Genomic DNA, 24,824 nt, shown 5'->3' on the forward strand with positions numbered 1-24,824 from the left:
TGACTATTATAAACAGCGAAAGACATTCTTTTGCTGTTTTATTTATACTAAAGAAGGTAGGGGAGACGCCATGAAGGATGTAGAAAATCAATCCACAGTAAAAAAAGCAATGTTACTGTCTTTAATTCCAGGACTCGGGCAGTTCAAAAACAAACAAGCATTTAAAGGAATTATCTTTTTAGGTATTTTTTTAGTATTTGTGTTTGAATTCATATTTTTTGGATTTAGTGCATTACAAGGATTTATTACATTAGGAACAGAGCCTATAGTAGATCATTCATTATTTATGTTAATAGAAGGAACCTTACAATTAATTATAACGTTTCTATTTATTGTATTTTATGTTTTAAATATAAAGGATGCTAAAACTATTGCTATGCGTTGGCAAAGAGGAGAAAAAGTTCATACAACAGCAAAATCAATTATGTTAAATGTCTTTGATGAAGGCTTTGCATATATTTTAACTTTTCCAGCTTATATTGTTATGACTGTTTCAATTATTTTCCCTGTTTTAGTGACCTTGTTTATGGCATTTACTAATTATGATTTTAAGCATATTCCACCTGCAGGGTTGATTGATTGGGTAGGATTTAAAAATTTCTTTAGTATCTTCTTTTTAAGTTCTTATCGAGATACATTTATTTCCGTATTAGGTTGGACGTTAATTTGGACAATTTGTGCGTCAACGTTACAAATTGTGTTAGGCGTTGCAACAGCAGTAATAAGTAATCAGTCATTTATCAAAGGCAAAAGGCTGTTTGGGGTTATTTTCTTATTACCATGGGCAGTTCCGGCATTTATCACGATTATGAGTTTTTCAAATATTTTTAACGATAGTATAGGAGCGGTTAACACACAAATTTTACCCTTATTAAATCACTTACCTCTGATTGATATTTCACCCATAGCGTGGAAAACAGACCCTTTTTGGACTAAGACAGCTATCATTATGATTCAAGGTTGGTTAGGATTTCCTTATATATATGTCATGACAACAGGAATATTACAATCTATTCCTGAAGAGTTATATGAAGCGGCTAAAATTGATGGTGCAAATGCCTTGCAACGTTTCAGAACCATAACCTTACCAATGATTTTATATGTTGCGGCTCCAATTTTTGTTACACAATACACTGGTAATTTCAATAACTTCTCAATGATTTACTTGTTCAATAATGGTGGTCCTGGAAGTGTTGGTGGTGGAGCAGGTTCAACTGATATTTTAATTTCTTGGATTTATAAATTAACAACCGGAAATGCGCCACAATATTCAGTTGCAGCAGCTATTACCTTGATTATTTCATTTATTGTGATTGGTGTATCTTTAATGGTATTTAAGAAAACAAAAGCCTTTGATATGGAGGGGATGTAATTATGAAAAAAAATCATTCAGTAAAACGCGCAAGATTTATGAGCCATTTTTTCACATATTTATTTTTAGTTATCCTATCCATTATCGTAATATATCCTCTTTTAATTACAGCGAGTACAGCATTTAAAACTGGGAATGTTGGTGCGTTTACTTTAGATTTTTCGAGCGGATGGACATTGTCGAATTTTTCTAGATTATTTTCCGAAACGATGTATGGCACATGGTATAAAAATACATTGATTATTGCCATTTCAACTATGATTTTTCAAGTGTTGATTATTACTTTGGCAGGGTATACATATAGTAGATATCGTTTTGTTGGTAGAAAGAAAAGCTTGAAATTCTTTTTAGTTATTCAAATGGTTCCTACTATGGCAGCATTAACAGCCTTTTATGTTATGGCGCTTTTATTAAATGCCTTGGATCAACCATGGTTCTTAACCTTGATTTATATTGGTGGAGGGATTCCTATGAATACTTGGCTAATGAAAGGTTATTTTGATACTGTACCAATTGATTTAGACGAGTCAGCTAAACTTGATGGAGCAGGTCATTTTAGAATTTTTTGGCAAATTATTTTACCATTGGTTAAACCAATGATAGCTGTGCAGGCTCTTTGGGCATTTATGGGTCCTTTTGGAGATTTCATGTTAGCCAAGTTCTTACTTAGAAGTCCTGAAAGTATCACGGTTGCAGTAGGATTACAAACATTTATTAATAATTCTAGAGATCAAAAAATTGCCTTGTTTTCAGCAGGAGCTATACTAATCGCTTTACCAATTTCTGTTTTATTCTTCTTCTTACAGAAAAACTTTGTATCAGGGCTGTTATCAGGTGGAACGAAAGGATGATCTAATTCATGATAGAAAATAAATTTCCGATGAATTATTTTAGTCAGGCAATCAATCCTAAAAAAATGTTTTTAGGAAGAACCAGTTTACGTTGGTATCAAAAGATACTTATCACGTTGTTTTTATTGTCGCTTATGCTAATTCCTATTTCGATTCAGTCTAAAAATGTTCCGTCAATAAAAATAGATGCGCTATATCCGAAACTAGTCGAACAATTAAAAAGTGATGAATCTAATAAAGAGATGTTGCAAACTATTCATATTGAAGATGGTAATCTTGTTAACCAACAGACATCGAAACATAGTAACAACGTTATGATAAATCCGACTAAAAGTGAACTGAAGAATAGAAAAAATATGGTGGTATTTTATCCAGATAAATTAATACTTAATGATTCTGATAAGTCGATAAATATAGGCTTTGATAAAAATCTATCTATTGCAGGATTTCAATCCATTGACGACTTAATAACATTCGTAGAAGAGAAATGGAATGAACAAACTATTTTCTATCGTACAATAGGTTATACAGTCATTATTGGCATGTTGGTTCTAGTTAGTAGTTTATTATTAGTCTTTGGGACAAGTCTTTTTATTTATTTAACTAGAAAAAACCATTTATCTAATGTTAAAACCTATGGAGAAGCAACAAATATTGTCATAAATGCATTATTCATTCCAACAGTCATCGCATCGGTTCTTGGTATGTTTCATTATGATGTATCATTAATGTTGACAATCCAAGCGTTAGGGGTAGCTGTTAATATCCTGTTAATATTTGTTAAAACAAAATTCAATGATAGTTTAATCACAACATAAACAAAAAACCAAAACATGATTTAGTGTTTTGGTTTTTTTGATTAGTAAGAGGCAATTTGAACATAAACTCAACACCAACAGGCGAGATGTTTTTTGCTTGAATTGCGCCTCCATGCTCTTCAATTATCTGTTTAGCAATTGATAAACCTAAGCCATTTCCACCAGTTTCCTTGTTTCGTGAATCATCTTCTCTAAAGAATCGGGTGAAAATATGATTTAGTTTATCATCTTGGATATGTGGTCCCGTATTTTTTATCGAGACTTCCCATTGTTTTTTAGTTGTAAGACTAGATATAACAGTAATCTCGTCACCAGTTTTTGTGTATTTAAAGGCATTATCTAAAAGAATTAGGAGGACCTGATGCAACTTAGCAACATCAATATAGGCTTCGAAAGAATCATGCTCTTTAAATGATAAGTTTTTTTCTTGTTCATCTGCTAGTAATTGGAAGGGATCAAGCACTCTATGGATAAAATCATTTGTATCAATGGTTTCCTTATCCAGTACTAGTGTGTTAGAATCCCCCTTCGCTAAAAGTAGCAAATCATCTGTGAGTTTTGTTAAACGTTGTGATTCGTTTAAGGCTTGGGCAATGTGTTCGGACTCATCGATAATTGTATTGTTTGGATGAGTAAATAGTTTTTCTAAATTTAATCGAATAATGGTAAGTGGTGTCCGCAACTCATGAGAGGCATTCTCAACAAACTCTTGTTGTTTTTTCCAAGAGTTTAAAATAGGGCGCATTGCCAATTCTGATAAACCATAACTAATCGCTAATGATAGTAGCCAAAAAATAAACATACAGATTAGAATAATCACACGAGATTGTTTAACCGCTTCGTCGATTTGATTAACATTGACTAATACTTGAATATAGGCAATATTCAAGTTGTTTTCGCCTGGTGAGATGGTAATGCTGCGGAATGAAAATTTAGAATCATTATTTTTATTTTTTAAAGATAAAGTTGAAATAATATCAGTATTTTTTTTATCCAATGTCGGTTCTTCTAAGTTTTCTAGTTTATCTTCCACTGTTGAATCATTTAATATATTACCATTTTTATCCCATAGAACAACCACTGTATTAAATTGATTATTTGGTCCGTCAAAGTTAAATTTTGGCATTCCAATGTGCCCGTCGTTTTCATCTTTATTCAACATTCGTATTTCTCTATCCAATAAACTTGGGTCACTGGCCATTCTTTCCAAAGTAGAGTCAGTTTCAGTATAGGCAGAATTTTGAATCACTTGAATGGTTATAAAAGACAATAAAGAAAAAAGAATGGCAAAAGCAGTACAGTTGATTAAGAAAAATTTTAACCGTTGTTTTTTTGAGGCAGTTGATTTCATACAGCGTCCTCTTTTTGTAGAATATAACCAACGTTACGAATAGTAGTTAGTTGTTTATTCAAATTGGTTTCTTTTAAATGCTTTCTTAAATGACTCATATAGACTTCAACGACAGATAAAGCAGTGTCAGAATCATATCCCCAAATTCGGTTGAATATTTGTTCTTTCGTTAGTATTATGCCTTTGTTTTGTAGTAAGTACACAAGCAAATCATATTCTTTTCCTTGAATTGGTAGAACATTGTCTTGGTATTTGACTTCTCGTTGCAATAGAAGACAGGTCAAATCGCCATAACTAAGGGTATTGTCTTCATATAATTCGAAGGTCCGTTTTAAGATGGCTTTACTTCTCATTAGTAATTCTTCACGGTGAAATGGCTTGGTCAAATAATCATCGGCACCGACTTCAAATCCTTCCAGTTTATTATCAAGACTGTCTTTGGCTGTTAGTATTAAAATAGGAATATTATTTTTATCGTTTCTAAGTTTTTTTAATATAGATAACCCATCCATATTTGGTAACATCAAATCAAGAATAACAAAGTCATACTCGCCTGATTCTACCTCATAAAGGGCTTCCTCTCCATCATAGACTTGAGTGACATTGCCTAACTCTACTAAAATATCTCGGATATGTTGAGAAATCTCTTTTTCATCTTCTATTACTAAAATATTAATCATCATCTCACTCCTTTATTTACACTTCTTTTGTACCTTAAATACACAAAAAAAACAAACATTAACTAACGAGTTTGGGATAAACTAGCTAGTTAATTCGTTTTTAGTTATTATCTAGGACCACCTGGTGAACCACCACCCATACCCATTCCACCTTGAACAGCATTTCCATCTTGATCAATATTTAGGATATTTGATCCATCAAATGTAATGGGACTAATTTTTTCTCCATTGATTTTTGTTCCTGAAGCATACAAGCCACTAGATGAGTCTTCTGATGTTGAACTACCTGATAGTAAAGAGTATGTGCCATCATTTTTTAAATCAGGACTAGAGATAACAACATGTTGAAACTCTTTCTTTGATTTAAATGTTACTACAGGCGTACCATCACTGTTAGTTAAACTGTATAAAGTGTCAGCTGATTGACTAGAGTTGAAATAAATACCGACACTTGCTTGTGAACTATCATCGCTAACATTCATCGCCATATCAGATGTACCAGTAGCGACTAGGGTTCCACCAGTAAGATTAAATGTTCCATCATAATCAAGTGCGCTATTTCCGCCAGTTGTTGGTCCGTATACGACAACATCACCGCCTGACATTGTAATAGAACCATTACTATCTAAACCGTCACCTGAAGCATCAATGGTGATGGAACCACCTGTTATTTCTAAAGATTTGCTATCATCTGCTTGACCTGGAGGATTTCCTCCTTGACCGAATGAATCTGCACCAAATTGTCCTGTTCCGTCATCTTCACTACTACCGCCAGCGTTGATGCCATCATCTGATGCTGTCACATTTATTGTTCCACCGTTTAACTTGATAACACTTGATTCAATTCCTTCATAACTATGATTAATGGTGATGTTTCCGTCATTTATAGTCAGGGTATTATCAGCATGAATCGCATCATCTCCAGTATCAATCTTATAGTCACCACCCTTGATAGTTAAAGTGTCATTACTGTGAATGGCGTCGTCTAAAGTATTTAGGGTATAGGTGCCACTAAGTAATGTAACAGATTTTGCTTTAAGCCCTTTGTAACTTTCATTTGTATCAAACTGTTGTGTATTGTACTCATCACTTGTTTTGATGTTAAATGTAGCTTGTTGGATAGAGAGTGCTGTTTCCGCTTGAATCCCATCACGACCACTATTTATTGTAAAATCACCGCCATCAATAGTAACAAATCCTTTATCCTCTTCAGTTGAATTATTTGCTTGAATCCCATCTCCTTCACTTGTTGTTAAGTTATAGATACCATCTTTTATAGAAACAGAATCTTTTCCTTTTAACGCATTATTTTTTGCCTTAACGGTATAATTGCCAGAAACAAAGGTTAGATCGTCTTTACTTCTGATACCATTATTGTAGTTTGCCTCAACTTCAAGACTACCTTTACCATTTAAAGTTAAATCATCTTTGCTAAAAATAGTTGCATCTGGTTCTGTTTCATTATTCTCTAAGGTGTAATTATCACCATCAGTTACATTATTTTTTGACCCTTCGGCTAGAGTAATGACAGTTTTATCTGCTTGTTCTACTAGTATTGCTGGCCCATCTTCATGATGAATGGAAGCATTATTTAAAACCAATTGAACTTTTTCTGTTTTATCAGTATTAACAATTAGTTGACCGTCAGTTAATTCGCCATTAATAATATACGTTCCACCTTTTGTAATTGTAACGGTTTGTCCATCAGCTGTTGCACCTTCTCCTTTAATAGTGACAGAATCTGCTAAAGAGATAGTTGTTGCACTTGATTCATCATAGTCAGCGTTCAAATCAGTATCAGAATACTTTCCTAATAAATCAGTTGAACTTTCAGAAGAGCTAGAAGAAACAGTGCTTGTTTGAGTGGTTGATACCTTTGTACTTGAACTAGTTGTGTTACTTTGGCAAGCAGTTAATAGAAAACTAGGACTTAATAGTAAGATAAATAAAAATGATTTTTTCATATAAGTGATCCTCTCATGTTATAGGGTGTCATTGTGTGTCTTACATCGACCAAGAACAACTGGTAAATTTCCATTTCTCACACGAATAGCATCAAGTAATTCTTTTTCGTTCGTGCCTTCTTTTAAAATCAAATGGTATCTTAGTTCATATAAACTTCCCATTGTAGTCGTTCTGACAGAATCAAGTTGTTGGCTTGTTACATACGAATCAAAAATATCTTGGAATAAGTCAGGATAGTCTAAGTCTTCTGAAATCGTAATTTTTAATTCTCTTTCAGTTAATTTTTGTTTACTACCAAAAGGTGTGAGATAAAGAGCTATCAAGATGATTGTCACAAATAGTGAAAAAATAATAGCATACATGATAAATCCCATACCTGTTGCTAAACCAATTCCCATCGACCAAAAGATACTTGTTATTTCTCTAGAACCACCAGCAACTGATCTAAATCTAACCAAACTAAATGCCCCAACAACTGCCATCCCAGTACCTAAATTACCATTGACTAACATAATCACAGATTGTACCAATACAGGTAAGATAGCTAAGGTGACGATGAAGTTTTTTGTGTAGATATTATTAAGTGTGTGAATATAAGAAACAACCATACCTAAACCTATTGAGGTGAGTGTACATAAAATTAATTGTGTGATTTCAATGGTTGAACTACCGTCTGGAAAAATACTAGCTAACATGTGTCATCACCTCAGCTACTGGTTTATGAATATATCGAGTATACGTTTGTGAGTATTTTGAAAAACTAGCTTTTCGTAAACCATATTTATTTAATAAATCAACAAACCATAGAGGATAAGCACCTAGCACTTTAACTTCCATTAGAACACCAATTTCAGGTGCGATGATTTTACCGTAACTTCCATTTTTTAGTGATAAATCATGTGTTCTGAATCGAATATTATGGTCAAATGTCACACGGAAATTTGGATCATTTGGTTCAAAGAGAGAAAGGCGATCATAGGAAATTAACACTCTAGGTTTTAAATTTTTATATCGTTTGCGAACCCAATTGATTTCTTTGTAAGTTTGGGAAGTCGTAATCTCTTTTGATAACTCATCAGGTGATTCCAAATTCAAATAGTCTTTATATGGTAACTCAATTCGACTTTTATAAACTGTACCTCGAATTTTCTTTTTTAATTCAAGAAAAACAGGGAATGAGTCATTGGGTGTTTGATAACATCTGACACGTAACTTTTCTTTGTAGTCAGGTTTTTCCATTGAATGTTTAATTAATTGAAAGTCATCTGTGTCATAGTAGAGAGACATAATAGTATGTAAACCATATTTATCAACAGACATATAATGTTGTAAGTCTGACATAAATGTTTCATATAAATCTTCTGGTATCAGATATTTGTGTTCTTTTCGTTTAAATTCTTTTTTTGATTTCATCGTAATCTGCTCCTTTAAAAATGATATGAACACAGTGTAAGATATTAAACTTAAATAGAGCTTAAGCAAAAATAAAAAAGTGATATAAGTCACAATATCGTAATTATTAAGAAAAATATTACTCGATTAAAGAAAGAAATCAGATTAAAATGTTTATTTTAAGGTTTTATTAAGAGAAAACGTATTCATTTAAATAAAGTGAAAAAAATCACATAAAAGTATTTACAAGGCGAAAAAAGTGTTGTATATTATATTTGTGAAATACATAACGAATTTAATTCAGGAGGGTATTACTTTGAAAGATAAAAATAAAAAAGCTGAAGTAAAAGAACAATCAGTAACAGAAACAATTGACCATTTAGTCGCTAATGCTCAAGAAGCATTAAAAGAAATGAAAACTTTTGATCAAGAAAAAGTGGATCATATCGTTCACCAAATGGCTATGGCTGCCTTGAATGAACATATGCCTTTAGCCAAATTAGCAGTAGAAGAAACTGGCCGTGGTATTTATGAAGATAAAGCAATCAAAAACATGTTTGCTTCTGAAAGTATTTGGAACAACATTAAAAATGATAAAACTGTTGGAGTTATCAATGAAGATGAACAAAAACAAATCATCGAAATTGCTGACCCAGTCGGAGTTGTGTGTGGGGTAACACCAACAACAAACCCAACATCAACAACCATTTTCAAAGCAATGATTGCGATTAAAACACGTAACCCAATTATTTTTGCTTTCCATCCAAGCGCACAAAAATCATCTGCAGCAGCGGCAAAAGTTGTAAGAGATGCAGCAGTTAAAGCTGGCGCTCCTGAAAACTGTATTCAATGGATTGATACACCATCTATTGAAGCAACAAATACATTAATGAACCATGAAGGTGTAGCAATTGTTCTTGCAACTGGTGGTTCTGGAATGGTTAAAGCAGCTTACTCAACTGGTAAACCAGCTCTTGGAGTAGGTCCTGGTAACACGCCTGCTTATGTTGAAAAATCAGCTAAGATCAAACGTGCGGTAAACGACTTAATTACATCTAAATCATTCGATAATGGTATGATTTGTGCGTCAGAGCAAGGTGTCATTGTTGATAAAGAAATCTACGATGCAGTGAAAAAAGAATTTGAAGCTCATCAAGTATACTTTGTAAAACCAAATGAACTAGAAAAATTAGAAAAAGCCGTGATGAATGAAACAAAAACAGCTGTTAATCCTAAAATTGTTGGACATTCAGCAGTATCTATCGCTAAAGATGCTGGAATTAAAGTACCAGAAGGAACTAAAATTTTAGTAGCTGAATTAGAAGATGCTGGTCCAGATTATCCATTATCACGTGAAAAATTATCTCCAGTATTAGCAATGTTTAAAGCTAACAATACTGAGCATGGTTTAGAATTATGTGAAAAAATGTTAAAACTTAATGGTGAAGGACATACAGCTGTTCTACATTCTGAAGATGAAGACTTACAATTAGCATTTGGTTTAAGAATGAATGCTTGTCGTATTTTAATTAACTCTCCAGCGGCTCAAGGTGGTATTGGTGATATCTACAACGAAATGATTCCGTCATTAACTTTAGGTTGTGGCTCTTATGGTAAAAACTCAGTATCTAAAAACGTTTCAGCAGTTAATTTGATTAACACTAAAACTTTAACGAAACGGAGAAATAACATGCAATGGTTTAAATTACCTGAAAAAATCTACTTTGAATTAAACTCAATTCAATACTTACAAAAAATGAAAGACGTTGAACGTGTATTCATCGTTTGTGACCCAGGTATGGTTGAATTTGGTTATGCTCAAAAAGTTATTGACGAATTAATGAAACGTCAAAATAAAGTGAAATTCGAAATGTTCTCAGATGTTGAACCTAACCCTTCAACAGATACAGTTTATGCTGGTACAGAACAAATGATGAAATTCCAACCTGATACAGTTATTGCTATTGGTGGTGGATCTGCAATTGATGCGGCTAAAGGTATGTGGTTATTCTACGAACATCCAGAAACAGAATTCTTTGGCGCTAAACAAAAATTTTTAGATATTCGTAAACGTGCTTACAAAATTCCTGAAGCAAGAAAAGCAAAAATGGTTGCTATTCCAACAACATCAGGTACTGGTGCGGAAGTAACACCATTTGCGGTTATTACAGATAGTGAAACACATGTTAAATACCCATTAGCAGACTATGCATTAACTCCAGACGTGGCAATTATTGACCCACAATTTGTTATGAGTGTTCCTGCTTCAGTTACAGCTGATACTGGTATGGACGTATTAACTCATGCAATCGAGTCATATGTATCTGTTATGGCAAGTGATTACACGAGAGGTTTAAGCTTACAAGCTATTAAATTAGTCTTTGAAAACTTAGAAGACTCAGTTAAAAATCCTAACTTAGAAAATCGTGAAAAAATGCATAATGCTTCTACAATGGCTGGTATGGCATTTGCCAATGCATTCTTAGGTATTTGTCACTCAATCGCTCATAAAATTGGTGGAGAATACGGTATTCCTCATGGACGTACTAATGCGATTCTTTTACCACACATTATTCGCTACAATGCAAAAGATCCTTCAAAACATGCATTGTTCCCTAAATATGATTACTTTAGAGCTGACACAGATTACGCAGACATCGCCCGTTTCTTAGGACTTAAAGGCAACACAACAGAAGAATTAGTAGATGCTTTAGCTAAAGCTGTTGATGACTTAGGAAAACGTGTTGGAATCGACATGAACTTATCAGCACAAGGATTAAGCAAAAAAACATTGGATGAAACAGTTGATCGCATGGCTGAACTTGCTTACGAAGATCAATGTACAACTGCTAACCCTAAAGAACCATTAATTAGTGAATTAAAACAAATCATTATTGATTCTTATGAAGGTAACTAATGATAAATTAAAAAAGGTCGTCCTAATATGGGACGGCCTTTTTTAATTTATCATTAGTTATGACATTTGGTTTATAGAGTAAATCTCGCTTGGATTCTGGCACGATAATAGATGAAATATCAGGACCAATTTTTTCTTTAAAGTCGATATCCTTAAATCTCTTATCAGATAATTTAGCATATTCTTTTGTGATAGATACATGGTCAATAGGCTGAAATACTAGTCGGTCGCTGGATAAATCTAATTGAAAGATGTTTTTATCATCGGTAAAAAAATAAAAGACGTCATTTTTTCCAAGATAAGTAAGAGAATCAGTTTCTGTGGTCGTTTCTTTTTCATAAAATGGTAGATTAAGAGTTTTGTTTATATCATATAAGGTGGCATTATTTGATGAGCTGTTTAACCGCCTCTCGTAATGAAGAATTGCTATTTTTATTTTTCGATTAGCATTAGTTTCATATTTCGTCAAACTTCGATAATCTTTCGTGAAGATAGAAATACCAACAGTTAATATGATAGTTATACTTACTATGAGTGCGATGATTTTAAATATTTTTTTATTCGGTATGTTTGTGGAAAATGTGCCGAATAATATGAAGAGTGTGATGGCGACTAATAGGAATAATACAGGTAAAAAAAGTTGATTAAATGTTCGGATAGATACCAATAATTGCTAGACATTGTTATGATAACCCCTTCCTAATGTCATTATAGTCTAAAGTAGGTCATAATGCTTACATTACTTTATTAAAATTTTAAAAACAAAAGGGTAGTTGTATGGTTAATACTAAAGAAAAATGGTAGAATCAAGGATGTATGTTTTTTAGATAATAAGGAGCTATGAGGTGGAATAGTGAAAAAAAATAATTCAAGTCGAAATATTATTATAGCTGTGACGATAGTGATAGTGATTATATTATTAGTAACATTTAGTGCGATGCAACGAGATAATAATAAAAAAAGTTTACCCGGACAGTCGCAAACTAATAATGTGATTGCAAAAGTAGATAATGTTGTTAAGGCACCATTTAGATTATTAGAAAGTGGTGTAAAAAGTATTAATAATTTATTTAATACTTATACAGAAAATCAAGAATTGAAAAAACAAATTGATAAAAGTGTTTCACTAGAAGCAGAGTTGGCAAGTCAAAAAGCTGAAACAAGAAAATTAAAAGAACAGTTGAAACTCAATGATACCTTAACTGATTATGACGTGATTAATGCAAGTGTGATCAATCGTTCGCCAGATAGTTGGCAAGATGTCCTTATTATCAATAAAGGAACTAAGGATGGTATTGAAGCTAACATGGCAGTTATGGGAGATAAAGGGTTAATTGGTCGTGTCATTATTGCTGAATCAGGAAGTTCGAAAGTAGAATTACTGACAACCCAAAATCAAAATACTAATCATTTTCCTGTGATGATTCAAACTAAAGATGAAAAAACAGCGTATGGTTTAATGGAAGGTTACAATAGTAAAACTCACACATTGATTGTTTCTCAATTAACAAGTGTTGATAATATCAAAAAAGGTGATTTAGTGTCGACTTCTGGTTTAGGAAACAATTCTCCTGAAGGATTGGTTGTTGGTGAAGTAAAAGAAGTGAAGAAAAATAAAACAGGCCTAAATGCAGAAGTATTAGTAACTCCAGTTGCTGATATGTATGATGTGTCTAGTGTGACAGTTATTAAGAGATTAGCAGGGAAGCAAGAGGTGGAATAATGGAACAAAAATCATATTATCCATACTATTTACCTATATTATTGTTTATTGCTATGTTAGTAGATGGTCACGTTAGTAGTGCGATGATGGGGATGCTGTCTATTCCCATGACGTTTACAAGCCATTTGGTGCTTCTTATATTAATGTTTTCAACCTTTAAAGTGAGTCAAACTTATCTAATGATTTGTGCAACGATTATTGGATTACTGTACGATTCCTATTTTTATAATGTATTAGGAATTAACTTAATATTATTCCCCGTAATTGTGTTTTTTATGTATCGGCTGTTTGAATATGTTGAACCAAATACGTTGACGTTGATTTTAAGTTTTATTGTATTTGTGACTCTTATTTCAATAGGAAGAGCAGTGTTACTTAGTATATTTAAGCTAACAACAGCTAATTTTTTAGACTTTTTCACACGGAATCTGGCACCGTATTTATTAATCAATGTTCTATATATATGTCTATTAGTTATTCCGTTATCAAAGATATATGGGATTAATAAAACGTAATGATTGATTGAAATATTTTTGTAACATTCCTATCATACAAGTGACATGTATCTATGTTAGAATTTATTTATTATTAAAGTTAACGTAAAATTAAAAATTTAAATAAAAAATTAAGCAAAGAAAATAAATGTAGACGTAGAAAAATGGAGGATGGCCAATTTTGAAGAAGAAAGTATTATCAACGGTTTTATTAAGTAGTATGTTATTAAGTACTGTGGGTGCTCCAGCAGTTGCGACAGCAGCTAGCAAAGATTCGAAAGTAGAAGAACAAGATAAAAAAATAAATGAATTAGCTACTAAAGAACAAGAAGCATCAAACCAATTAGCAAGTATTAAAGAAAATATTTCGTCAATAAAAAACGAGGCATCTGCTTTACAAACAAAACAGGTAGAGTTAACAAAAGAAATTTCAAATTTAAATGGTGAAGTAAAAGATTTAGAAGCACGCATTGCAAAACGAGATGCTTCAATTAAGGAACAAGCAAGATCAGTACAAGTTGATTCAAATAGTTCGAATGTTGTAGATTTAGTATTGAATGCTGATTCTGTGTCAGATGCTTTAACCAAAGTGATGGCAGCCAGTAGATTAGTTGGTGCTAACAATGATATGATGAAACAACAGCAAGACGATAAAAAGGCAGTCGAGGCAAAAAAATATCTGTTGAGGAAAAAGCAAAAGAAGTGCAAGAAACAGCCGTTACTTTAGAGGCTAAAAAAGGTGAGTTAGAAGATCAAGAATTAGCTCAACAAGCTACTATAAGTCAGATTTCTGCTGAAAAAGCGACAGAAGAGAGTAAAAAAGAACAATACTTAGCTGAACAGAAAGCAGCTGAACAAAAACGTGAAGAACAACAAAAAGCTATAGAAGCAGCAAAAGCTGAGCAAAAAGCACAAGAAAATCAAAAGAAACAAGAACAAGCTGCTGGTAAAATAGATAAGCAAGAAACTATTGTGACACCAAATGATATTAACCAAAATGAAACAAAACCTATAGTGGAAGTAGAAGAAACTACACCAAGTGAACCAGAGCAAAGTACACCAACACCTGCTCCAAGTACTCCAGTAGCAACAACTCCTACTCCAGCACCAACACCGGCAGCTCCATCAGCGAATGGAAATGCAGTGATTTCTGAAGCGTACAAACATATTGGTAAACCATATGTTTGGGGAGCGAAAGGACCAGAGTCATTTGACTGTTCAGGATTTACTTCTTATGTATTCCGTCAGGCAGCAGGAAAAGAAATTGGTGGATGGACTGTTCCTCAAGAAAGTGCTGGAACACAGATTTCATTAAGTGAGCTACAACCAGGAGATTTGGTATTCTGGGGTTCTAGAGGTGCAACGTATCACGTAGGTATCTATGTTGGTGGTGGACAATATATTCATGCACCACAACCTGGAGAAACTGTAAAAGTAACAAGTATGTCTTATTACTCACCAGATTTCGGTGTAAGAGTTAACTAATTAAAATAAAAAATTAAAATGACTTATGGCAAATTTAGCTATGAGTCATTTTTTTATTGACAAAAAGTATATCAATCTATAATATATCAGTTAACGATATATAATATAAAAAAAGATTAAAGGAGAGTGAAAATAAAATGGAACCAATGACGGACTCGACATATTTAATCTTACTAAGTTTACTAGAACCTAGACATGGCTATGCTATTATGAAAGGAATCAGCGATATGACACATGATAGTGTATCCATTGGACCAGCAAGTATGTATACAATACTTAAAAAATTAGAAAAGAAAGGTGACATTAGGTTAAAAGAAGATAAAGATAGAAAGAAAATTTATGTGATTACTGACCAAGGTAAGGCTGACTTGGTTAAAGAAGTTGAGAGAAGGAGAATGTTTTATGAGGCAGGACGCTCTTTATTAAATGGAGATAGGGTGGATGTGTATGGTATTTAAAAACACGAAAATTAAACTATCTAAAGGATTGGCATTTTATTCTGAAAAAGAAAGTATTCAATTTGCTAAAGAAGCTAGAGAAGGGTGGCAGCTCAAAAAAATTAGTCCCTTTGGTTTTTATGTCTTTAAAAAAGCTAAACCTGAAGATTCTACATGGGTGGTTGATTTTTATAGTGGAAAGAAAACAGATGTGATTGATTATGTTGAATTTTATCAAGACTCAGGATGGTCACTAGTTGAAAATTATCGAAATAGATATTTTGTTTTTAAGTCGACAGGTAATCATATTTTTAATTACACTGATAGGCAAACGTATAAAGAACGATTAAAAAATGAGACGGTATGGATGTTATTACAATCGTTATGGCTGTTTTTTCCAAGTTTAATTATCTATTTATTTTTATTTTATTTTAATAATTTTAGTATGAGTCTATGGTTAAAAGCTATGATAAGTGGTGTTTTATTTGTCGGAATGATTTTTCCAATTATGATGGCAGTGTTATTGTTGTATTTTAAGGTGATGTATCGAAAACGACCAGAGCTTTATAACAATCCTAAAGCAATAGACAAGAGCCAAAAATTTGGACGAGATATGGTGATTTCAATGGTTATAGGAGCAATTTTTGGTTTTATAAGTAGTATGTTATTTTTTAACTAATAGGAGGGAAAAGATGTTAGAAGTAGATGGGTTAACAAAGTATTTTGGTGATATGGCAGCAGTTGATGATGTGTCATTTAGAATACCAGATGGTAAAATATTAGGATTAATCGGGCAAAATGGGGCAGGTAAATCTACCACATTTCGTTTGATATTACATTTTTTAGATGCAGATGATGGCGATGTATTGTGGAATGGAAAGCCGTTGACTGAAAAGGATTATAATGTGATAGGTTACTTACCAGAAGAAAGAGGATTATATCCTAAAGTTACTATTGAAGATCAATTAATTTATTTTGGTCGTTTGCGTGGTAAAAAGAAAAAAGAAATTGTGCCTTTGATTGACAAATGGATGGATAAATTTCAAGTTAAAGGGAAAAAAACAGATAAAGTAAAATCATTGTCTAAAGGAAATCAACAGAAAGTTCAGCTTATCGCAACCTTAATCCATGAGCCAAAGTTAATTATTCTTGATGAGCCGTTTAGCGGTTTAGATCCAGTAAATGCTGAATTACTAAAAGAAGGAATTATTGAATTAAAAGAGAAAGGGTCATGTGTCATTTTTTCCAGTCATAACATGGAAAATGTTGAAAAAATATGTGATCATCTAGTGATGTTACGAAATGGTGAGATGGTGCTTGACGGTACAGTTCAATCGATTCGCGAATCATTTGGACGCACTCGTTTAAAATTAGAAAGTGTGTTAACAAAAGAAGAAGTAGAGAGTATTCCAGGTGTACTTAATGTAGAAAATTCACGAGAAGGATACTATAATATTCGATTAGAATCGTCAGAAGTTGGTCGTTTGGTTTTTGATGAAGCGATGAAAGTTAGCGATTATATACCTGTATTTAATCAACAACCACCTACTTTAGAGGAGATATTTAAAATGAAAGTTGGTGAAGAAGATGAATAAGTTTTGGGTTGTTGCGTTAGAAACATATAAAAAACATGTAAAATCTGCTAGTTTTATCATGATGGTATTGGCACCTTTTCTATTGATTGCTTTTTCATTTGGTACAGGTTATCTTAGTTCAAAATTTTCTGAAGTGAATGAAATTGCCATTGTATCAGAAGACAAAGCTATGACAGATAGTTATATTGAATTGGCTAAAAATGATTTTGATATTAATAAAAAGATTACGACAGAATCAATAGCTAAAAAAGCGTTAGAAAAAGAAGAAATAGATGGTTATCTGGTTATTTCAGTTAAGAATAACCAATTGAATGGAAAATACACAGGTGTTGAAACATTAGGGACTACGAATCAACAGTTATTGTTAGGTTATCTAAATCAAATGCAGTTAGGTCTTAATTCAAGCTCATTGGGACTCACATCTGATCAAGTAACGAAATTATTATCTCAAGCTTCATTGAGTGAAACGCAAGTGAAAATATCAGATGGAAAAATCGAGGAAAATAAAGATAATCGTATGGCTTTGACGTTTGTAGGATTTTTTGTTGTTCTTGCGATGTATATGATTGTGTTACTGTATGCATCTATTACAGCACAAGAAGTTGCTTCTGAAAAAGGCACGCGTATTATGGAAATTATTTTATCAAGTACGACTGCGGCTAAGCATTTTTATGGGAAAATTATGGGGATTTTCTTAGTGATTTTAACTCAGGTTATTATTTATTTATTCTCAGGAATTGTGGCGTATTTCTTAGCTAAAGATATGGATACAGTTAAAGGATTTTTAGAAACGGTTTCTATGGATGAATTGATAAAAGGGATTCTTGGATATAACTTATTGTATTTATTATTGGGTGTATTGATTTATACGATTTTATCTGCTTTTACAGGATCACTTGTCAGCAAGTCAGAGGATGCAGCAAAAGCTGTGACACCCGTTACTTATCTAATCATGATTGCGTCTTTACCAACGATGATGTTAGGAATGTCAGACCCTCAAAATATTTTAATTAAAATATTCTCGTTTGTTCCATTCTTTTCTTCGTTTGCTATGCCAGTTAGAATCGCAAATGACAGTGTGACAAACTCGGAAATATTAATTTCATTAGGTATTTTAGTAGTAGGTATAGTACTTCTTCTTAAAATGTCAGCGAGAGTTTATAAATCAACTGTTCTTATTTATAGTGATAAGAGTATGATGCAAGTGTTTAAAGATGCATTGAGAGTAACTAAAAAAGCATAAAATAAAGAGCCTTCCTTACATTGGGTAAGGAACTGACCCCAAAAGATGAGACAAATATAAAAACACCCCTGTTGAATTCATGTAAAATGAATTTAACGGAGGTGTATTTTTTATGGTTAAAAGGATTGCTTATCCAGTAGAAGTAAAAGAAGAAGCTATAAAAATGAAACTTGAAGGTAAAACAACATCAGAAATTATGAATAAACTCAACATTCGGAATAAAACTCAGGTGAAAACATGGTGGAAATGGTATAGAAATGGAGAATCTTATCGATTCTCTCAAGGTGTGGGAAAACAATATACTTATGGAAAAGGTAATGAACACTTTTCGCCTTTAGAAGTTCTAGAAAGAGAAAACAAGTACTTGAAACAGGAAATTGATGTTTTAAAAAAATACAAGGAGTTGGAAAGGATGTGGAAAAAGAAGTATTCATAAATTTAGTTGATTCTTATAAAGGAAAACTATCTATAACATGGTTATGTCACTATTTTGGGATAGCTAGAAGTACTTACTATCGTTGGTCTAAGAAAGAATATGTTGCCGATAATCGAATTAAAATGATTGAGCAGCTGTGTAAAGAAAACAAGTTCACTTATGGTTATCGAAAAATCACTTTTTTACTTCGTAAAAAGATAAAAGTGAATCATAAAGTTGTTCAGCGTATTATGCAAAAATATGGATGGAGTTGTCAGGTGAAAATAAAGAAAGAAAAACGTCCAGGTTCTATTTATTTTAAAACTACTAATATAATTGATAGAGACTTTAGTTCAAGTAAGCCACTAGAAAAACTAACAACAGACATCACTTATCTTGATTATGGTCCTAAAAGACTCTATCTTTCTAGCATTATGGATTTGTTTAATGGAGAAATACTTTCTTATACAATAAGTGAAAAACAGGACATATCTTGTGTTTTAGACACACTAAATAAATTACCTAAACTTCCAGATAAATGTATACTTCATTCGGATCAAGGTTCTGTGTATACTTCATATGCTTATTATCACGCAACAAAAGAAAAGAGCATTACCAGAAGTATGTCCCGAAAAGGGACTCCTGCAGATAATGCTCCAATAGAATCGTTTCATTCCATCCTAAAGTCTGAAACGTTCTCATTACACCCAGAGCTTGGAAGCTCTACAATTAGTGTAATTGAAACTGTACAAAATTTCATCAACTATTATAATAAAGAAAGAATTCAACAAAAATACGACTACTTATCTCCAGTTGACTATCGGAAAAAAGTAATCGCATAGGTGTTTTTATTACTGTCTCATTTTAGGGGTTCAGTCCCGTAAAGAAGGCTTTTTATTATGATAAAGTCTTTTTAACAAAGCCATTAGCATTGACTAATTTGGTTTTAGCAGTATGTTTGTCACTGTTAGTTAGTATCATCACAATCGCCAATTTAACATCTTCATCGGCGTCATAAAAATAGTTTTCAGCCATTTCATAGTCACAGTCAGTTGCTTGCATGATAATTCTTTTTGCTCGTTCAACGAGTTTTTCGTTAGTTGCTTTAACATCAACCATTAGGTTGTTGAAGACTTTTCCAATGCCAATCATGCTGATGGTCGAAATCATGTTTAGAACTAATTTTTGTGCTGTACCAGATTTCAACCTTGTTGATCCCGTTAAAAATTCAGGTCCAACATTAATTTCAATTGGAAACTCTGCGTGCTGACTGATTTTGGCTTGTTTATTACAAGATAAACTTGCTGTTGTTGCTCCAACAGATTGTGCGTAGTTTAATCCACCAATAACATAAGGTGTCCGCCCACTTGCTGCAATACCTAGCACAATATCGTTGTCAGTTAGTTTTAGTTTCATCAAGTCCTCTCTACCAAGTTCTAAAGAGTCTTCAGCGCCTTCCACAGCTATTGTCATGGCTTTTTCTCCACCCGCAATCAATCCGATAACCATATCTGGATTAACGCCAAATGTTGGAACGCATTCAGCAGCGTCTAACACACCAAGCCGTCCACTAGTACCAGCACCCATATAGATAAGTCTTCCACCATTGTTAAAAGCATTAATTGTCTGTTCAATGACAGGTTCAATGCTATCTAGTTCTTTTCGGACGGCTTGTGCAACTTTTTCATCTTCTTTATTCATTAAAACAAGGGCTTCTTTAACGCTCATTGAGTCTAATCCGAAAGTATTTTGATTTCGTTGTTCAGTTGTTAAGTTATTTAAATTAATTTTTGTCATAGTTTTCATCCTTTATGAATCTTTCGATAGTAGAGTGATTACTTCTTTATTATAACGAGTATGAAATATAATTTCAATATTAAAGATATAAATTATAAAATTTTATTTCCTTAGAAATCGTTTTAAGTGACGAATAAAAGAAGTTTGTTTAAAATGAGGGAAATGGATGAAGGAGATGATTCGATGGAAGAAAAAGCAATATTTGCTGGAGGGTGCTTTTGGTGTATGGTAAAACCATTTGATGAGTTACCTGGGATTATTAAAGTAGTATCTGGTTACACTGGAGGTCATACAGTCAACCCAACTTATGAGGAAGTTTGTAGTGGGACAACAGGTCATACTGAAGCGGTTGAAATTACATTTGATCCTAGTATTATAACTTATAAGAAATTAGTTGAAATTTATTGGCATCAAACAGATCCAACTGATGCAATGGGACAATTTGTCGACAGAGGAGACTCTTATCGCCCAGTTATTTTTTATAATTCTGAAGAGCAGTATGATGTTGCGACCCAATCAAAAAAAGAATTGGAAGAAAGTGGCAAGTTTGACCAACCAATAGTGACTCAAATAGAAGAAGCTCAAGTATTCTATCCGGCTGAAGAGTATCATCAAGATTTTTACAAAAAAAATAGAACTCATTATCAAAATTATCGACAAGCTTCTGGTCGAGATAATTTTATTGAATCAAAATGGTAAAAATAAAAAGAGACTGACCAAAAAGTCTCTAGAATAAACTAAAAGGAAGAAAATCTTTTTTCGATTTTCTTCCTTTTTTGACGTAAAAAATAGCACTATCCTATATAATTAAAGTGACGAAACCAACTAAAAAGGAGTGCTATTTATGTATAAGAATTATAACATGAAACAGGTTACTTTATCACTGAATTTAGATATTTATTTAGAAGAAAATGATATCGCTTTTGCGATTGATGAATTAGTAGAAAGTATTCCTGTGGATGTGTTCTCAGTTTTTGAGCATCGAATGGGAACTTCGTCTTATCATCCAAAAATGATGTTGAATCTTATTCTGTGTGGCTACACTCAATCTATTTTTTCAGTCAGAAAGATAGAAGCTATGTCTAAAGATAGCATTCGTGCCATGTGGTTAACGCAATCACAGACACCTAACCAGAACAATTAATCGATTCAGAGTGAACCCACTGGTTCAACCGATACTTCAAGAATGTTTTATTCAATTTAGAAATCAGCTTGTTTCTCAACAATTAATTGATGAAGAAGCTATTTTTATTGATGGAACGAAGTTAGAAGCCAACGTAAATAAATATACCTTCACCTTCATTTGGAAAAAGAGTACACAACGTTATGAAGAATCTTTGAGAGAAAAGTCAAAGTCCTATTATCAACAACTTGTAGAAGAGCAAATTATTCCATCTATTTGTTCAGAAGATGATGAGTTAAACACAGGAAATTTAAAACAAATCATTGATGAGTTGGAAATGAAAGTAAGTGATTTAAGCACTAAAATTGAAAATACTTCAGATGTTCAAGAGAGAAAAGAACTTCATTCTGAGCGTAAAGAGCCTAAAAAAGCATTGAAAGCTTTTTCTGACTTTATCTATAGAAAGCAAAAATATAAAGAACAACATGATATTTATAACGATAGAAATAGCTACTCTAAAACAGATCATGATGCCACTTTTATGAGAATGAAAGATGACCACATGATGATTGGTCAGTTAAAACCTGGATATAACGTTCAAATTGCAACCAATCATCAATACGTTTTAGCATATGAAACATTTTTAAATCCAACGGATTTTAAAACAATGATTCCTTTCTTAGATACTATCAAGAAATCTTATTTTGACTTACCTAAATACATTGTGGCTGACGCAGGTTATGGTAGTGAAGAAAACTATCAAGCAATTTTAGATAATTTTGAAAGAACTCCATTAATTACTTATACAATGTATCAGAAAGAACACACTAAAAAATACAAACAAAATCCATTTATTCCAGATAACTGGATTTATAATGAATTGGCAGATACTTATATTTGCCCGAATAATCGAGAAGTCAAATTTAGAAATTACTCTACTCGAGCGGATAAATCTGGATTCAAAAGGCAATTTAAAATGTATGAATGTGAGTCTTGTTTAAATTGCCCAGTTAGAGCATTATGTACTCGTGCGAAGAGTAGTAAAAATCGAGTAGTTCAAAAAAATGGGAGTTGGGAATATTTTAAGGCTCACGTAAGAGAGCTTTTGAAAGAGGATGTCACAGGAGAAATATACCGTCAAAGAAAAATAGATGTTGAACCAGCCTTTGGAAATCTGAAGGCTAATTTGGCATTCAATCGATTCTCTGTAAGAGGAACAGATAAGATTTCACAGGAACTGGGATTTTCGTTAATGGCACTAAATTTAAGAAAAATGAGAAAAAATAGGAAGGATATTAGTGAGAGAATACGAAAAAACAAGCATTCTGAAATGAGAGGTTTCATTTTGGAATGCTTGTGTCAATCGAAAATAAAAATGTCCCAAAATGAGGGCTCACATTAGCGCAATCTTTACTGCGTAAAACTTGCACTAATGTGACCATTATTGGTAAAATAAGGTACTTTTTGTTTCAGGCTGTTTTTTCAGCCTCATGTTCTTCGATAGTACGGTCAATACTTTGAAGATACCTTTTGAAAGACTCAAGTTTCCACGGATGTGACTGTGGTGGAATGTACTTGCGTCTTAACCCCATCAAATTCTTTTGAATAGGTCTCGTGGGTTTTTAATCGTCTAGTAGGATAAATTTTTTCTGCTATATTAACATAAATCTCCCCGTTAAAAGCTTTTATAATTAATGCTTTCGTTTTCCTTGTAAAATATTTGTCGCTACCACCTTCCGTTGGAAGATAAAATTTATTTTGATACTTAATATGATGGCCATTATCGACTATACGATGAGAGACAGTAGCTAGTAATAAATTAATTTAAGCTGTTGTAGGAGAAGTTTCATAAACACTTTCTGCAGTTTTGTGACCAAATTGTCGATTGAAATTTCGAATCCATACAGATAGAAATTGATTAGCCTCCTCTATAGAATGTATATTTGCTATCTCAAGATCAACAGGCAATCTTGATTGCACTGTCCCATTTAAACGTTCTACACGACCTTTTGCTTGAGGAATAGAGGATGTTTTTATGTGAATACCTAATTGATGACAAGCAAACCCAAACTGCGTGAACGTATCTTCTTCTACAGCTTTTGTTGATTTTTTGTTGTACTCAAAGACGGTTCGTTTATCTGTTAGAAAAGTGGCAGGAATCCCTTGTTTTGTCAGAATTTGATGAAGAACATGGTAATAACCATTGAGCGTTTCCTGTTGGTCAAAATAAGCGCCAACAATATTACCTGATGCGTCGTCAATAGCTAAATGAAGATGAGTTATTTGATTTCCAAACCAATTATATGAACTAGCATCTAATTGAATTAATTCTCCTTTGTATTTTTTTCTAGGTCGACTAGGATGGGTCTTTTCAGGGAGTTCTAGGTAGTCTTCAGCTCTTGGAACCAATAGGTTCTCTGATTGTTTGGTTTGTTGACCTTCTTGCTTTATTAATTGTTTGAGTCTTCTTTTTGTCTTTTTTTGAGCCTTTGGTGAAAGTATTTTTTCTTTGTACAGGATGCTTCTAATTGTAGTATCTGTATAACAGATATGATGGTCGTTTTTCAGTATTTCAGTAAAATGCTTAATATTTGGTTTAATACTAAACGATTGATAACTAGTGATTATTTGTTGTTTTACTTTTTCAGGCACAGAGTGCTTATTTTTTCTCCCTCGATTTTTATGGACAAATGCTGATTTACCATTTTCCCTGTATGATTTCACTAAACGGTTAATTTGTCGTATAGATAAATTAAGTTCAACACTAGCTCTCTTTTTTTGTTTTTTATTTTCAGCGACAGCTTTAATAACTTGATACTTTTTGGTTTCATTCATTGTTAGATTTATCCTTTTCATAAAGTTATTTTATCATTTTGGGACATTTTGTCTTTCGACCTACTTAGGACATTATCACTTTCAAATGATATAATTAGAAAAAGATTAAAAATTAGTGTTGACATCATGAGTTAAATCATGTAAATTTATAGCCATAGATAAATAACGTTCTGTTGATTAGGAAAGTATACTTTGATGCTTTTTAGAGAGACTCTGGTTGGTGAAAAGAGTTAAGTTCAGATAAGTAGAAAATGGCCTATGAGGAAAGGATATCGATAAGTAGGTATTCTCGGAGATTGTTTCACCGTTAAAAGAAACGCCGATAGATTTT

The 24,824-nt window shown here is 32.8% G+C and carries 21 protein-coding genes, 2 pseudogenes and 1 other annotated feature (1 of these 24 running past the window's edge); of the genes and pseudogenes, 15 read left to right on the forward strand and 8 right to left on the reverse strand.

Going from position 1 to position 24,824, the window contains the following annotated elements; genetic code table 11:
* Window positions 1-70 precede the first annotated feature (70 nt).
* The 3 genes from BW731_RS08070 to BW731_RS08080 are packed head-to-tail and all read left to right on the forward strand — an operon-like array spanning window position 71 to window position 3,041.
* Window positions 71-1,372 carry a carbohydrate ABC transporter permease gene (locus tag BW731_RS08070; protein ID WP_079347190.1) on the forward strand — a complete coding sequence of 434 codons (1,302 nt, stop codon included), beginning with the start codon at window positions 71-73 and terminating at the stop codon, window positions 1,370-1,372.
* Between the two features lie 2 nt (window positions 1,373-1,374).
* Window positions 1,375-2,223, forward strand: coding sequence for a sugar ABC transporter permease (locus BW731_RS08075; protein WP_079347192.1), 849 nt, complete (start codon window positions 1,375-1,377; stop codon window positions 2,221-2,223).
* A gap of 8 nt (window positions 2,224-2,231) precedes the next feature.
* Window positions 2,232-3,041, forward strand: a complete 810-nt coding sequence (locus BW731_RS08080) for a DUF1189 family protein (RefSeq protein WP_079347194.1) — start codon at window positions 2,232-2,234, stop codon at window positions 3,039-3,041.
* On the opposite strand, the gene BW731_RS08085 is transcribed toward BW731_RS08080, so the two are convergent.
* The 5 genes from BW731_RS08085 to BW731_RS08105 form a co-directional block, all read right to left on the reverse strand.
* Complete coding sequence (locus tag BW731_RS08085) at window positions 3,031-4,392, reverse strand: sensor histidine kinase (RefSeq protein WP_079347196.1); 1,362 nt, start codon at window positions 4,390-4,392, stop codon at window positions 3,031-3,033. The two genes, BW731_RS08080 and BW731_RS08085, sit on opposite strands and share 11 nt — an antisense overlap.
* Window positions 4,389-5,072, reverse strand: coding sequence for a response regulator transcription factor (locus BW731_RS08090; protein ID WP_079347198.1), 684 nt, complete (start codon window positions 5,070-5,072; stop codon window positions 4,389-4,391). The genes BW731_RS08085 and BW731_RS08090 overlap by 4 nt, the downstream gene beginning before the upstream one ends.
* A gap of 107 nt (window positions 5,073-5,179) precedes the next feature.
* Window positions 5,180-7,036: a carbohydrate-binding domain-containing protein gene (locus BW731_RS08095; RefSeq protein ID WP_079347200.1), complete on the reverse strand. Its 1,857-nt coding sequence runs from the start codon at window positions 7,034-7,036 to the stop codon at window positions 5,180-5,182.
* 18 nt (window positions 7,037-7,054) lie between these two features.
* Window positions 7,055-7,732: a DUF4956 domain-containing protein gene (locus BW731_RS08100; RefSeq protein WP_079347202.1), complete on the reverse strand. Its 678-nt coding sequence runs from the start codon at window positions 7,730-7,732 to the stop codon at window positions 7,055-7,057.
* Complete coding sequence (locus BW731_RS08105) at window positions 7,722-8,450, reverse strand: polyphosphate polymerase domain-containing protein (RefSeq protein WP_079347204.1); 729 nt, start codon at window positions 8,448-8,450, stop codon at window positions 7,722-7,724. The genes BW731_RS08100 and BW731_RS08105 overlap by 11 nt, the downstream gene beginning before the upstream one ends.
* A gap of 295 nt (window positions 8,451-8,745) precedes the next feature.
* Here BW731_RS08105 and adhE point away from each other — a divergent pair, with 295 nt between their 5' ends.
* On the forward strand, window positions 8,746-11,346 hold the full coding sequence (gene adhE / locus BW731_RS08110; protein WP_079347206.1) for a bifunctional acetaldehyde-CoA/alcohol dehydrogenase: 2,601 nt from the start codon (window positions 8,746-8,748) through the stop codon (window positions 11,344-11,346).
* Window positions 11,347-11,368: 22 nt separating this feature from the next.
* On the opposite strand, the gene BW731_RS08115 is transcribed toward adhE, so the two are convergent.
* Window positions 11,369-11,815 carry a hypothetical protein gene (locus tag BW731_RS08115; RefSeq protein ID WP_143592764.1) on the reverse strand — a complete coding sequence of 149 codons (447 nt, stop codon included), beginning with the start codon at window positions 11,813-11,815 and terminating at the stop codon, window positions 11,369-11,371.
* A 384-nt stretch (window positions 11,816-12,199) separates the two neighbouring features.
* Here BW731_RS08115 and mreC point away from each other — a divergent pair, with 384 nt between their 5' ends.
* From mreC to BW731_RS08155, 9 genes are all read left to right on the forward strand, one after another.
* Window positions 12,200-13,069 (forward strand): rod shape-determining protein MreC, encoded by an 870-nt coding sequence (gene mreC, locus BW731_RS08120; RefSeq protein WP_079347210.1) that lies wholly within the window; start codon window positions 12,200-12,202, stop codon window positions 13,067-13,069.
* A complete protein-coding gene (mreD, locus tag BW731_RS08125) occupies window positions 13,069-13,584 on the forward strand; it encodes a rod shape-determining protein MreD (protein WP_079347212.1) in 516 nt (171 codons plus the stop codon). The genes mreC and mreD overlap by 1 nt, the downstream gene beginning before the upstream one ends.
* A 160-nt stretch (window positions 13,585-13,744) precedes the next feature.
* Complete coding sequence (locus BW731_RS12865; protein ID WP_233120451.1) at window positions 13,745-14,290, forward strand: coiled-coil domain-containing protein; 546 nt, start codon at window positions 13,745-13,747, stop codon at window positions 14,288-14,290.
* Complete coding sequence (locus BW731_RS12995; RefSeq protein WP_269844058.1) at window positions 14,266-15,048, forward strand: C40 family peptidase; 783 nt, start codon at window positions 14,266-14,268, stop codon at window positions 15,046-15,048. The genes BW731_RS12865 and BW731_RS12995 overlap by 25 nt, the downstream gene beginning before the upstream one ends.
* A 137-nt stretch (window positions 15,049-15,185) precedes the next feature.
* Window positions 15,186-15,506 carry a PadR family transcriptional regulator gene (locus BW731_RS08135; RefSeq protein ID WP_079347213.1) on the forward strand — a complete coding sequence of 107 codons (321 nt, stop codon included), beginning with the start codon at window positions 15,186-15,188 and terminating at the stop codon, window positions 15,504-15,506.
* Complete coding sequence (locus tag BW731_RS08140; RefSeq protein WP_158080184.1) at window positions 15,496-16,164, forward strand: DUF2812 domain-containing protein; 669 nt, start codon at window positions 15,496-15,498, stop codon at window positions 16,162-16,164. The genes BW731_RS08135 and BW731_RS08140 overlap by 11 nt, the downstream gene beginning before the upstream one ends.
* Before the next feature lie 13 nt (window positions 16,165-16,177).
* Window positions 16,178-17,080, forward strand: coding sequence for an ABC transporter ATP-binding protein (locus BW731_RS08145; protein WP_079347217.1), 903 nt, complete (start codon window positions 16,178-16,180; stop codon window positions 17,078-17,080).
* Complete coding sequence (locus tag BW731_RS08150; protein WP_079347219.1) at window positions 17,073-18,323, forward strand: ABC transporter permease; 1,251 nt, start codon at window positions 17,073-17,075, stop codon at window positions 18,321-18,323. The genes BW731_RS08145 and BW731_RS08150 overlap by 8 nt, the downstream gene beginning before the upstream one ends.
* Window positions 18,324-18,435: 112 nt before the next feature.
* A protein-coding gene (locus tag BW731_RS08155; protein ID WP_143592765.1) for an IS3 family transposase occupies window positions 18,436-19,580 on the forward strand; the annotation gives its coding sequence in 2 pieces (ribosomal slippage) (window positions 18,436-18,718 and window positions 18,718-19,580; 1,146 coding nt in all).
* A gap of 55 nt (window positions 19,581-19,635) precedes the next feature.
* Here the strand turns inward: BW731_RS08155 and murQ are convergent.
* Entirely contained in the window at window positions 19,636-20,535 is a 900-nt protein-coding gene (murQ, locus tag BW731_RS08160) for an N-acetylmuramic acid 6-phosphate etherase (protein ID WP_079347221.1), read from the reverse strand.
* A gap of 183 nt (window positions 20,536-20,718) precedes the next feature.
* On the opposite strand from murQ, the gene msrA reads away from it, so the two are divergent.
* Both msrA and BW731_RS08170 read left to right on the forward strand, forming a co-directional pair.
* The gene (msrA, locus tag BW731_RS08165) at window positions 20,719-21,234 is read left to right on the forward strand and encodes a peptide-methionine (S)-S-oxide reductase MsrA (protein WP_079347222.1); all 516 of its coding nucleotides are present in this window, start codon (window positions 20,719-20,721) and stop codon (window positions 21,232-21,234) included.
* A 145-nt stretch (window positions 21,235-21,379) separates the two neighbouring features.
* Window positions 21,380-23,060 (forward strand): annotated as a pseudogene (locus tag BW731_RS08170) (IS1182 family transposase).
* Window positions 23,061-23,127: 67 nt separating this feature from the next.
* Here the strand turns inward: BW731_RS08170 and BW731_RS08175 are convergent.
* Window positions 23,128-24,493: pseudogene (locus BW731_RS08175) on the reverse strand (ISNCY family transposase).
* Between the two features lie 164 nt (window positions 24,494-24,657).
* Window positions 24,658-24,824 (forward strand) — a binding site (T-box leader) (it continues 66 nt past the right edge of the window).

Source organism: Vagococcus martis, assembly GCF_002026305.1.
GTDB lineage: Bacteria > Bacillota > Bacilli > Lactobacillales > Vagococcaceae > Vagococcus > Vagococcus martis.

Coding starts and splice junctions, on each gene's coding strand:
- BW731_RS08095 (WP_079347200.1), bottom strand. CDS start 7,036: ATGAAAAAATCATTTTTATTTATCTTACTATTAAGTCCTAGTTTTCTA.
- BW731_RS08080 (WP_079347194.1), top strand. CDS start 2,232: ATGATAGAAAATAAATTTCCGATGAATTATTTTAGTCAGGCAATCAAT.
- BW731_RS08135 (WP_079347213.1), top strand. CDS start 15,186: ATGGAACCAATGACGGACTCGACATATTTAATCTTACTAAGTTTACTA.
- mreD (WP_079347212.1), top strand. CDS start 13,069: ATGGAACAAAAATCATATTATCCATACTATTTACCTATATTATTGTTT.
- BW731_RS08100 (WP_079347202.1), bottom strand. CDS start 7,732: ATGTTAGCTAGTATTTTTCCAGACGGTAGTTCAACCATTGAAATCACA.
- BW731_RS08085 (WP_079347196.1), bottom strand. CDS start 4,392: ATGAAATCAACTGCCTCAAAAAAACAACGGTTAAAATTTTTCTTAATC.
- BW731_RS08070 (WP_079347190.1), top strand. CDS start 71: ATGAAGGATGTAGAAAATCAATCCACAGTAAAAAAAGCAATGTTACTG.
- murQ (WP_079347221.1), bottom strand. CDS start 20,535: ATGACAAAAATTAATTTAAATAACTTAACAACTGAACAACGAAATCAA.
- BW731_RS08145 (WP_079347217.1), top strand. CDS start 16,178: ATGTTAGAAGTAGATGGGTTAACAAAGTATTTTGGTGATATGGCAGCA.
- BW731_RS08140 (WP_158080184.1), top strand. CDS start 15,496: ATGGTATTTAAAAACACGAAAATTAAACTATCTAAAGGATTGGCATTT.
- BW731_RS08150 (WP_079347219.1), top strand. CDS start 17,073: ATGAATAAGTTTTGGGTTGTTGCGTTAGAAACATATAAAAAACATGTA.
- BW731_RS08105 (WP_079347204.1), bottom strand. CDS start 8,450: ATGAAATCAAAAAAAGAATTTAAACGAAAAGAACACAAATATCTGATA.
- BW731_RS08075 (WP_079347192.1), top strand. CDS start 1,375: ATGAAAAAAAATCATTCAGTAAAACGCGCAAGATTTATGAGCCATTTT.
- BW731_RS08090 (WP_079347198.1), bottom strand. CDS start 5,072: ATGATTAATATTTTAGTAATAGAAGATGAAAAAGAGATTTCTCAACAT.
- msrA (WP_079347222.1), top strand. CDS start 20,719: ATGGAAGAAAAAGCAATATTTGCTGGAGGGTGCTTTTGGTGTATGGTA.